This is a genomic window from Mycobacterium sp. NGS24 (genome assembly GCF_059813065.1).
The window spans coordinates 246,749-253,748 of record NZ_JCALDW010000006.1 but is presented as its reverse complement, the minus strand read 5'-3'; the positions used below and the strand labels follow the sequence as shown (position 1 = coordinate 253,748).

4 protein-coding genes are annotated in these 7,000 nt (G+C 66.5%); 3 read left to right on the top strand and 1 reads right to left on the bottom strand.

What is annotated here, in order from left to right:
• On the bottom strand, positions 1-1,216 hold a 1,216-nt coding region (locus AC5Y6Y_RS11525; RefSeq protein ID WP_499930078.1), incomplete at its 3' end, for an HNH endonuclease signature motif containing protein.
• Positions 1,217-1,433: 217 nt separating this feature from the next.
• Between AC5Y6Y_RS11525 and AC5Y6Y_RS11520 the strand changes: the two genes are divergently transcribed.
• From AC5Y6Y_RS11520 to AC5Y6Y_RS11510, 3 genes are all read left to right on the top strand, one after another.
• Entirely contained in the window at positions 1,434-2,585 is a 1,152-nt protein-coding gene (locus tag AC5Y6Y_RS11520; RefSeq protein ID WP_463826661.1) for a metallophosphoesterase family protein, read from the top strand.
• Positions 2,582-5,203 carry an AAA family ATPase gene (locus AC5Y6Y_RS11515; protein WP_499930077.1) on the top strand — a complete coding sequence of 874 codons (2,622 nt, stop codon included), beginning with the start codon at positions 2,582-2,584 and terminating at the stop codon, positions 5,201-5,203. The genes AC5Y6Y_RS11520 and AC5Y6Y_RS11515 overlap by 4 nt, the downstream gene beginning before the upstream one ends.
• 210 nt (positions 5,204-5,413) lie before the next feature.
• The gene (locus tag AC5Y6Y_RS11510) at positions 5,414-7,000 is read left to right on the top strand and encodes a GMC family oxidoreductase (RefSeq protein ID WP_499930076.1); all 1,587 of its coding nucleotides are present in this window, start codon (positions 5,414-5,416) and stop codon (positions 6,998-7,000) included.

Here is a 7,000-nt window from a genome sequence, read left to right as displayed (position 1 = left end):
CGAGGCGGTTGTGGGTGCCGCAGGCCAGGGTGAGGTCGGTGATGTCGGTGCGTCGGGTTTTGGTCCAGGCGGTGACGTGGTGGACTTCGCTGTGGTAGGCGGGGGCGCTACAGCCGGGTTTGGTGCAGCCGCGGTCTTTGGCGTGCAGCATGATGCGTTGGGCGGGGTTGGCCAGGCGTTGGGTGTGGTACAGCGCTAGGGGTTTGGCTCTGTCGAATAGGGCCAGGTAGTGGTGTGCGTGGCTGGCCATGCGGATGACATCGGTGATCGGCAGTACTGTGCCGCCGCTGGTGCGCCCGGTGCCGCTACCAGCTTCGAGGTCTTGCAGGGTGGTGGTGACGATGATGGTGACCGGCAGCCCGCGGTGGGTGCCCAGGTCGCCGGAGGCGAACAACGCGCGCAGGGCGGCCAGCGTCGCGTCGTGCTGACGCTGGGCGGTGCTGCGCCGATCCCCACCGGCGACCTCGGAGTCGGGTTCACCGTCGATGACCGGGGCGTCGTCGGCGGGGTTGGCCATGCCCGGGGCGGCCAGTTTGGCCCACAGTGCCTCGATCGCCGCCCGCAGCTCGGGGGTGATCAGCCCGCTGATCGTGGACATGCCGTCACGCTGCTGGGCACCCAGGGTGATCCCGCGCGATCGGGTGCGTTCCTCATCGGAGAAGTCCCCGTCAGGATGCAGGCAGTTCATGATTTGGCGGGCGTAGCCGGTGAGCTCATCGGGGCGTTGCCAGGTGGCTTTGTCGGCCAGGTCGGCTTCGGCGGCCTCGCGGGTCAACACATCGACCGCCGCGGGCAGATGTTTGAAGAAGTCGCGGATCACCGCGATCTGCCCGTCGCCGATGCGCCCGGCGCGCTGGCCGGCTGCGGTCGCGTTCAGCACCGGCTCCAACGGTTGCCCGGTCAACGCCCGACGCGGACCCAGATCCGCGGCTTCACCGATGCGGCGCCCGGCGCAGGGTTTGGTGATGCCCAACCGGGTGGCCAGCGCCTCACACAACGTGCCCCCCAACTCGGTTTTGTCGGCCTGGGCGGCGAGCTGATTGATCAACGGGTGCTGCGGGACCCGTAACCGGCGCGCCATCTGTTCCAGTCGCTGCAAGGCCCGCAACCGCTCCGGGGTGGTCAACACCTCAAACGACAACCCGCACAACCGATCCAAGCCAGCATCGAGCGCGTCGAAGACCGCCACGATCTCATCCCGCGTACTCGAAAGCATGTTCGAATTCTATGCCTTCGGGCTGACATGATCCCGTGCCGCGGACGGATCTGTGGATAGGCGCTCGACTGTGGATAACTGAGGTCAACGGGCTCGGCGCTGCGAGTCGTTGTGGGGTTTTGAATAGAACTGCCGATCTGCGTCCCCGGACTTGTCGGTCCCCGGCCATACACTCGCGGTGCCTTGAAAATCACACTTACGGAAGGGGGTTCCCTACATGCGTTTCCTGCACACCGCCGACTGGCAGTTGGGCATGACCCGGCACTTCCTTGCCGGCGACGCCCAACCGCGCTACTCGGCGGCGCGCCGCGACGCGGTGGCGGGCCTCGGCGCCCTTGCTGCCGAAGTGGGCGCGGAGTTCGTCGTCGTAGCGGGTGACGTCTTCGAGCACAATCAGCTCGCTCCGCAAGTCATCGGCCAGTCCTTGGAAGCGATGCGCGCCATCGGAATTCCGGTTTTTCTGCTGCCGGGAAACCACGACCCATTGGATGCTTCGTCTGTCTACACCGGCGCATTGTTCACCGCCGAGTGCCCAGACAACGTAGTGGTGCTCGACCGGGCCGGCATTCACCAAGTACGGCCGGGTCTTGAAATCGTGGCGGCGCCGTGGCGGTCGAAAGTACCGACTACCGATCTGGTCGCTGAGGTACTCGGCGGACTGTCCCCGGGCGATGTCACCCGCGTGCTGGTCGCGCACGGCGGTGTGGACGTGCTCGATCCCGACCGCGAAAAGGCGGCTCTCATTCGACTCGCCAACGTCGAGCAAGCAGTGTCCGACGGCATGATTCACTATGTCGCCCTTGGCGATAAGCATTCGCTCACTAAGGTCGGAGACAGCGGTCGAGTCTGGTACTCGGGGTCACCGGAAGTCACCAATTACGACGACGTCGAGTCCGACCCGGGTCATGTGCTGGTCGTTGACATTGATGAAGACGACACGCGACGCCCTGTCAACGTCGAGGCCCGCCGCGTCGGCCGGTGGCGATTCATCACGTTGCACAACCAGGTCGACAACAGCCGTGACATCGCTGATCTGGACATGAATCTGGACCTGATGACCGATAAGGAGCGCACCGTGGTGCGCGTGGCGCTCACCGGTTCGTTGACCGTCACTGACCGCGCGAATCTCGACCTCTGCCTGGACCGATACTCACGTTTGTTCGCGTGGCTGCAACCCTGGGAGCGTCACACTGACCTAGCGGTCGTCCCCGCTGACGGCGAATTTGCCGATCTGGGTATCGGAGGGTTTGCTGCCGCCGCGGTCGACGAACTGGTCGCGACCGCCCGTTCGGGAGACTCGGCGACCGCCGGCGACGCTCAGGCCGCGCTGGCGCTCCTATTGCGCCTGGCTGATCGGGGTGCGGCATGAAGTTGCATCGACTTGTCATGACGAACTATCGCGGTGTCTCGCATCGGGAGATCGAATTTCCTGACCAGGGCGTGGTGATCGTCCACGGCGCCAACGAAATCGGCAAGTCGTCGATGATCGAGGCGTTGGACCTGTTGTTGGATTCCAAGGACCGTTCGACCAAGAAGGACGTCAAACAGGTCAAGCCGACGAACGCGGACGTCGGATCGGAGATAACCGCGGAAATCACCAGTGGCCCTTATCGTTTCGTCTATCGGAAACGATTCCACAAACGGCCCGAGACGGAGCTGACGGTGTTGGCGCCGCGCCGCGAACAACTGACCGGCGATGAAGCGCACGACCGCGTCCGGAAGATGCTTGCCGAGACGGTCGATACCGAGTTGTGGCGTGCCCAAAGAGTTCTGCAAGCGGCATCCACGGCAGCGGTGAAACTGTCGGGATGCGATGCGCTGGCGCGGGCGCTGGATGTTGCTGCCGGTGACAACGCGATGGTGTCCGGCACCGAACCGCTGCTTGTCGAGCGCATCGATGCCGAGTACGCGCGATACTTCACCCCCACCGGCCGGCCGACCGGTGAGTGGGCCGCCGCGATGTCTCGGCTGGCAGCCGCGCGCGACAGCATGGACGAGTGCGTGAAGGCCATGGCTGAGGTCGATGATCGGGTGCGGCGTCACGCCGACCTGACCCGGCAGGTTTCCAGTTTGTCGCAGGAATGCGCTGCCGCTGCCCCCCGTTTGGCTGCAGCGGAGGCTGCTGCCCGACGCGTCGCCGCGCTCACCGAACAGGTGAAGGAAGCCAAGCTGGTCGCCGCTGCCGCGGTGGCCACCAGCGCACGTGCCCGTGACGCTCACAACGGGCGGCTGGCGCTGGTCGCCGAGATAGACAGTCGCACAAAGGCTATCGCCGGCATCGACGCTGAGTCGCAGGAAGCCGCTGCTGAGCAGGCGGCGGCGGCCACCACGGCTGCGGCGCATGAGGCCGCCGCCGAGAATGCAGTTCAGGCACTGGCGGCGGCGCAGCACCGTGCTGAATCCGCGCAGCGCGATCTTGATCGCATCGCCGACCGTGAAGAAGCCGACCGGTTACGCGCGCGGCTTGCCAAGATCGACGACGCCCAGCGCGCCATCGAGGGCATCAGCGACGAGTTGTCGGCAATCCTGCTGACCGAGGAGTTGCTGCGCCGCATTGAAACCGCGGCGGCGGCCGTCGATCGCATCGGCGGGCGGTTGGAGTTGCTCTCGTCGGCGGTGCAGTTCACTGCTCTGTCCGACATCGAGTTCGATGTTGCCGGCCAACGGGTCACGCTGTCGTCGGGTCAGAGTTGGTCGATCACGGCTACCGGTCCCACCGATGTCACCGTCCCGGGCGTGTTGGCGGCGCGTATCACTCCGGGCGCGACCGCACTCGACATTCACGCTGAACATGTTGCAGCACAACAAGAATTAGCCGACGCATTGCGTGTCGTCGGAGTCGCGGACGTGGCAGCGGCACGCTCGCTCGACCTGAGGCGTCGTGAATTGCACAACAACCGCGACCGGTTGACAGCGACACTGACCGGATTGTGTGACGACGAGTCGCCCGAAGGTCTTCGAGCCAGGCTGGCGCAGCTGCAAGCCGGTCAACCGGCAGAACCCGATCTGTTCGAAACAGATGCCGCCACCGCCCGAGCCGAACGCGACGCGGCTGAGACCGCCCGCGCGGCCGCACAGGTCGACTGTGAAGCCCGCCGCAGCGCCGCCGTAGCTGCCACCCGCCGATATGCCGAGACAGTCACCCGGGCAACGGTTCTGCAGAAGGACGCGGCGACGCAACGCGGCGAACTCGAAGCAGTTGTCGCCCGGCTCGCGGGCGAGCGGGCGTCTGCCATTGACGAGGCCGTCGCATCCGAATACGAAGATGCCCGGCACACGGCGCGGGCCGCCGAGCTACGCGTGAGTGAACTCGCTCAGGCGCTGGCCGCCGACGAGCCCGAGACCATCGCCGCCGAACTGGCCGAGGCAGCGGAGGCATCGCGACTATTAGGGGAGTGCCACGCCGACGCCGCTGCCGCGCTGAGAGAGATCAGCGTCGAACTTGCGGTGTTGCGCAGCGAGGGGCGGAAGGGTCGGCTCGACGCCGCGGAGACCGAACTCGTGCATGCCACCAGCCAGCATGCCCGGGTCGGTGACCGTGCCCGAGCTGCGCAATTGCTGCGTTCGGTAATGGCGCGCCATCGCGACAACACCCGCCTGCGTTATGTCGAGCCGTATCGCGAGGAACTGCAACGGCTTGGCCGCCCGGTCTTTGGGCCGACCTTCGAGGTCGACGTCGACAGCGACCTATGCATCGTGAACCGCACTCTGGACGGCATCACTGTGCCTTACGAGTCGCTGTCGGGTGGGGCCAAGGAGCAACTAGGCATTCTGGCGCGCCTGGCCGGCGCCGGCCTGGTCGCCAAAGAGGATTCCGTGCCTGTCGTCGTCGACGACGCGCTGGGATTCACCGACCCGGATCGGCTGGCCAAGATGAGTCAGGTGTTCGACGCGCTGGGAACCCATGGGCAGGTCATCGTGTTGACGTGCAGTCCCACGAGGTACAGCGGTGTCACGGGCGCGCACCGCATCGATCTCAGTGCTTAGTGCTGCGGGCCGGTAGGCATAAACTCAGCACATGGTGGCGACCCGCTGCGCCCGGCTCACGCCGCGCTTGCGATCGCCTGTGCTGATGGTGGCGACCCGCTGCGCCCGGCCCACGCCGCGCTTGCGATCGCCTGTGCTGATGGTGGCGACCCGCTGCGCCCGGCCCACGCCGCGCTTGCGATCGCCACGGGCCGAAAACGGGGGTACGCGATGGACATTCAGCGCGACTACGTAGTGATCGGCACCGGCTCGGCCGGCGCCGTCCTGATCGACAGGCTCAGCGCCGATCCGGGCACCGAGGTGGCGGCGCTGGAAGCCGGCCCCGGCAACACCAACAGGTTCATCGGCATACCGGCGGCCTTCTCCAAGCTGTTCCGGACCGAGGTCGACTGGGACTACCTCACCGAGCCGCAGCCCGAGCTCGACGGACGCCAAATCTATTGGCCCCGAGGCAAAGTGCTCGGCGGTAGTTCGTCGATGAACGCCATGATGTGGGTGCGCGGATTCGGAGCGGATTACGACGAGTGGGCCAGGTTGGCCGACTCGCACTGGTCTGCTGCGGAAATCCTCGAGTACTACCGCCGCATCGAGAATGTCACCGCGGCCTGGCACTTCGTCAGCGGTGACGACAGCGGGGTCACCGGCCCGTTGCACATCTCCCGCCAACGCAGCCCGCGCCCGCTGACCGCAGCCTGGCTGGCCGCGGCCCGTGAATGCGGATACCCGGCCGCACGGCCGAATTCCATTGCACCGGAAGGTTTCTGCGAAACAGTTGTGACGCAGCGCCGCGGCGCCCGGTGCAGCACCGCCGACGCTTACCTGACGCCGGCGATGAGCCGCAAGAATCTCACCCTCATCACCGAAGCCACGGCGACGCGGATCGTCTTCGACGGCACCCGGGCGGTGGGTGTCGAGTTCCAGCGCGGTGACCACACCTCCGTGGTGCACGCCCGTAAGGAGGTGCTGCTTTGCGGCGGTGCCGTCAACAGTCCGCAACTGCTCATGCTGTCCGGCATCGGCGACCGCGACCAACTCGCCGAGCACGGCATCGAAACCGTCCACCACGCCCCGCAGGTCGGCCAGAACCTGATCGACCATCTGGTGGCACCCATGGGTTTCGACGTCAACGACGACACGTTGTTCGCCGCCGAAAAACCCAAGCAGCTGATCAATTACCTGCTGCGGCGGCGCGGCATGCTCACCTCCAACGTCGGCGAGGCCTACGGATTCGTCCGCAGCCGGTCCGACCTCGAGTTGCCCGACCTGGAGCTGATCTTCGCACCGGCGCCCTTCTACGACGAGGCGCTGCAACCCGCGGCCGGGCACGGGGTGGTGTTCGGCCCCATCCTGGTGGCCCCGCAGAGCCGGGGGCAGATCACATTGCGCTCCGCCGACCCGCACGACAAGCCTGTCATCGACCCCCGCTACCTCACCGACCCCGCCGGCGCCGACCGCGCCGCGATGCTGGCGGGGCTACGGATGTGCGCCGAGATCGCCCAGGCGCCGTCGCTGCGCGACGTGCTCGGCGCTGTGGTGCGCCCGCGCAGTTGCACCGAGCTTGACGAAGCCACCTTCGCGCTGGCCCTGAACCAGTGCTCGCACACCCTGTACCACCCGATGGGCACCTGCCGAATGGGCCGCGACGAGTCCAGCGTGGTAGATCCCGAGCTGCGGGTCCGCGGCGTCGAAGGGCTGCGTGTCGCCGACGCATCGGTGATGCCCAGCACGATCCGCGGCCATACGCACGCGCCGTCGGTGCTGATCGGGGAGAAGGCCGCGGACCTCATTCGCGGCTGA